Raw genomic sequence first — 4,575 nt, forward strand, 5'->3', positions numbered from 1 at the left:
GGCCGCGGCCGCGGCCGCTGCCGATGGCCTTGAAGCCCGCGTGTCGGCGCCGATCGCGGCGCAACCGCTGGCCCGTGCACTTGAGCAGTTGTCGCGCAGTTCCGGCGTGCAGTTCCTGTACTCGGGTAGCGGTGAAGCCCACATGGCCGGGGCTGTGCCACGTGGCGCCACCGTCAAGCAGGCGTTGGACGCACTGCTGGCGGGTACCGGCCTGGGCTACACCGTGGTGGATGGCAATGTCATCGCCATCGATCCGGCACCCGCACGCAACGCGCCGAAGCCAGCCGCGCCGATGCCGCGCGAGGCCGGAGCGGTGGTGGCGCCGACCCTGGACACGGTGAAGGTGATTGCCGCGCACGAGGTGATCGACCAGAAGAAGTCGTCGCCGGTGATCAAGGATTCGGTGGTCTACGACGAGATGGACAGCTACGGCGACGAGACCCTGGCCGAGAGCCTGATGGCCGCTCCAGGCCTGAGTGCGGTGGAGGATGCTGGTGAGCCACGTTACGTGACGGTACGCGGCGTGCAGGCCAACCTCAACTACACCACCATCGATGGCATCGCGATTGCCAGCGTGGGTGGCAGTGGCTCCGGGGAGCGCATGAACAACCTGCAGCTGATTCCCAGCGACATCGGCACCCGTACCGACATCTACAAGAGCTTCAGCGCGGAGCAGGCACCGGATGCGATCGGCGGTGTGATCGACATCATCAGCCGCAGTGCCTTCGACCGGTCGGGCAGGTACGTGTTTGCCGACGTGGCAGGCATCTATTCCACAGCCGAGACCAACGTCGAGCGCAGCGCTGGCGGCAACCACGAGACCCTGGGCCATTTCGGCAAGAGCGCCAAGATGGTGTTCTCCAACCAGTTCGGCGCCGACCAGGAGTTCGGCATCGTTGCGGTGGCACGCTATGAGCAGCGTTCACGCAACAGCGTCAAGCGCTGGGTGGAGTCGAACTACTACTACAACGACGCTGGAAAATACCTCACCGACGGCACCACGGGGCCGGACGAGGCCAAGGGCTGGAACGGCCTGCGTGCGCCTGGCAACTTCAGCACCGGCACCTATACCAACTTCATCACCAACTTCGGTGGCTCCGCCAAGCTTGAGTGGAAGCCCTCGGATGATCCGTTCTACGCATCGCTGCTGCTGTACTCGTACCGGTTCTACGAGAACTCAACGATGAACAAGACGGATCTGTACGGCAACGCCAAGTTTCCGATCCGCAACCAGACCGAGGACAGCGGCACCACGCAGATCAACAGCATCTACATCAAGAACCGCCACGACCGCTGGGACCGCAGCAACCGTGGCGCCATCGCCAGCTTCAACTGGGACGTCGGCGACCGTTCGCGCCTGACCCTGCGTGGTGGCCACACCGAAGAGACCTTCCACAACAACCAGGTCTACTGGGGTGTGCGCGCCTATCCAAGCAATCTGTTCGTCGACTACGAGAATGACAGTCACGGGTTCCCAAACGCGGTAGCGGTTTCTGATTCCAGCCTGTTGACCAGCTCCGCGTTCAAACTCAATCCGGCGCAGGCCTATGTCTCCCCGCGCGATGCCAAGGAGAGCATCGACAACCTGCGCGCGGACTTCAGCTACAACATCGACGCCGATGCGCGTGGCTTCGGCCTGGCCACCGGTGCCGAGTACCGCCACCTGAAGATCTGGCAGGACATCGACTTCGACTACTTCAGGAGCAGTGCCACGCTCAACGATTACCTGTATCCGGGTTCGACGCTGCTGGGCAGCGTGCCGGGCTTCCCGCTGATCGACAACCGCAAGTGGAACGAGGAACTGCTGCCGAAGCTGGGCAACAACAATGCGGCGTATCCGAATGCCAACTTCACCAGCGACTACAAGTACGTGGAGGACATCACCAATGCCTATGTGTCCGCTCACTACGCCTGGGACCGGCTGCTGCTGATCGGCGGCCTGCGTTACGACCACACCCGCTTCGATGCCTACAGCCCGTTCAGCGATGATGGCGGCAGTACGTATACCTCCGCCTTCCGCAACACGAGCGGTGGCTACAACAACCTGCTGCCTTCGTTGAATGCGACGTTCAAGCTGAGCGAGGACCAGCGCCTGCGCTTCTCCGCCAGCCGTACGCTGGGCCGGCCGACGCCGAGCAACATCGCCCAGGCCACCAGCACCAGCTGTGGCGATGACGAGGAGGGCAGGGGCTTCTGCACCATCAAGCAGGGCAATGCCAACCTGCAGCCGCGCCGTTCCACCAACGTCGACCTGGCGTGGGACCTGTATTTCAACGGCAACAATGGCCTGGTCTCGGTGGCGCTGTTCGACAAGGTGATCAAGGACGATATCTACACCCTGACCACGTTCGAGAACGTGGGGGACACCCGCTACCGGGTCACCCAGCCGATGAACACCGACGAGTCGAAGCTGCGTGGCGTTGAGTTCGCGGTGGCCAATCGCAATCTGCAGTGGGGCCGCCAGCGCTTCGACATGTACTTCAACGCGACGCGTCTGGAAGGCCAGACCAACTACCGCATCACCGATGGCACCGAGCGGCGCCTGGACCGCCTGCTGTACCAGCCGGACTGGTCGCTCAATGGGTCGGTGATCTGGCGCATGCCGTGGAAGAGCTCGCAACTGCGCCTGTCCGGAACCTACCGCAGCCGGATGCTGGTCGACTTCGGTGACACCGAATGGCTGGATTCGTACTACGACCCATACATGACGTTCAACATGGCTTTCAGCCACAAGGTCGGCAAGCACGTAACGCTGAAGTACGAGGCCAAGAACCTGTTCAACACGCAGCCAACCTACAGCACCGGTCCGAACGGGCGTTTCCGAACCGAGATCGACGACTACGGCCGCTTCTTCTATTTCCACATCATCTACAACTGAGGGGTCATCCGTGGAGACGATCAATCGCAGGCGATTCCTGGCCTTGGCCGGCCTGTCGGCCGCAGGGGCCTGGATGGGCACGGCGCGCGCACTGGCCGCGCAGACCGACGCCACTGCACTGAACCCACGCAACCTGCTGGCGTCGCCACGCTTTGCCAGCACGCCCTTCACCCTGGGCGTGGCCTCGGGTGATCCCTCGGCCGATGGCATGGTGCTGTGGACACGGCTGGCGACCGAGCCACTGGTGTTCGGTGGTGGCATGCCGGCCCGGCCGATGGTGGTCGAGTGGCAGCTGGCAGCAGACGAAGGCATGCGCAGGGTGGTACGCCAGGGCTCGGCAATGGCCCATCCCGAACTGGGCCATGCCGTCCACGTGGAGCTGGAAGGGTTGGCACCGGGCCGACCGTACTGGTATCGCTTCACCGTAGGCGGCCACGCCAGCGCAGTGGGTTGTACGCGCACGCTGCCGGCAGCCACGGCGGCGGTGGATCGCGTGCGCTTTGCGGTGGCAGGTTGCCAGCACTACGAAGAAGGCCACTACACCGCGTGGCGGCGCATCGCCGAGGAACCGCTCGACTTCGTCTTCCACTACGGCGATTACATCTACGAAGGCGAAAGCCAGCCGGGCCTGCGGAAGATGAACGGCCAGCCGTTCACCAACCTGCGCAACCACGTCGGCCCGCAGATCTATACGCTGGATGATTACCGCCGCCGCTACGCCCAGTACAAGAGCGATGCCGACCTGCAGGCCGCTCATGCATCGGCTCCCTGGTTCGTCACCTTCGATGACCACGAAGTGGACAACAACTGGGCCGGCGCCGAAGACCAGGACGATACGCCCAGCGAAGTGTTCCTGCTGCGGCGCGCGCAGGCGTTCCAGGCCTACTACGAGAACATGCCGCTGCGCCGTTCGGCGTTCCCGCGCGACGGCCACATGCAGATGTACCGGCGCGCACGCTACGGCACGCTGATGGACCTGCACCTGCTCGATACCCGCCAGTACCGCAGCAAGCAGGTGAACATGACGCTGCGCGAGGAGGTGGAATCGCCGGAGCGCAGCATTGTGGGGGCGAAGCAGGAGCGCTGGCTGTTCGATGGCCTGTCCGATGCCGCGCCGCGCTGGCATACCATCGCCCACCAAGTGGCGCTGGGCAACTACATGCGCGAGAAGGACGGGGTAGTGCAGTCGTCCGATGACCAGTGGTCGGGCTACCTGGACAGCCGCCGGCGCCTGCTCGAGCACATCCAGAAGGTGGGCTTCGGCAACGTGGTGACCGCCTGCGGCGACGCGCATCGCCACTATGCCAGCGATCTGGTGCAGGACCACCGTGACTCGGGCGTGATCTCCAGCGAGTTCCTCGCCACGTCGATCACCTCTGGCGCCGATGGTCAGGGTGTGGATGCGTATGCCAGAAACCAATTAGCGCACAGCCCCTATCTGAGGGCGACCACCGACAAGCGTGGCTACGTGCTGTGTGATGTCACCCGCGATGCGTGGATCGGCGACATGAAGACGCTGGATACCGTGATGCAGCCGAATGGCGTGCTGCAGAGCTGGAAACGCTATGCGGTGGAGCACGGCCGGCCGGGGCTGCAGGAGGCCTGAATCTGCCGATCTGCCGCGTAGAGCCGAGCCCATGCTCGGCTGCTTTGTCGGGGCAATGCGACCAGGGCGAGAAGCAGCCGAGCGTGGGCTC

2 protein-coding genes are annotated in these 4,575 nt (G+C 63.9%); both read left to right on the forward strand.

Annotated features, from left to right (window positions below; all coding sequences use genetic code 11):
* Positions 1 to 2,878: TonB-dependent receptor (locus ABGA94_RS21365; RefSeq protein ID WP_375368058.1), on the forward strand; the 2,878-nt coding region annotated here is incomplete at its 5' end.
* A 10-nt stretch (positions 2,879 to 2,888) separates the two neighbouring features.
* Entirely contained in the window at positions 2,889 to 4,484 is a 1,596-nt protein-coding gene (locus ABGA94_RS21370) for an alkaline phosphatase (RefSeq protein WP_134955197.1), read from the forward strand.
* The last annotated feature ends 91 nt before the right edge of the window (positions 4,485 to 4,575 follow it).

This window comes from Stenotrophomonas sp. 3diitr2024, assembly GCF_042136455.1.
Lineage (GTDB): Bacteria > Pseudomonadota > Gammaproteobacteria > Xanthomonadales > Xanthomonadaceae > Stenotrophomonas > Stenotrophomonas sepilia.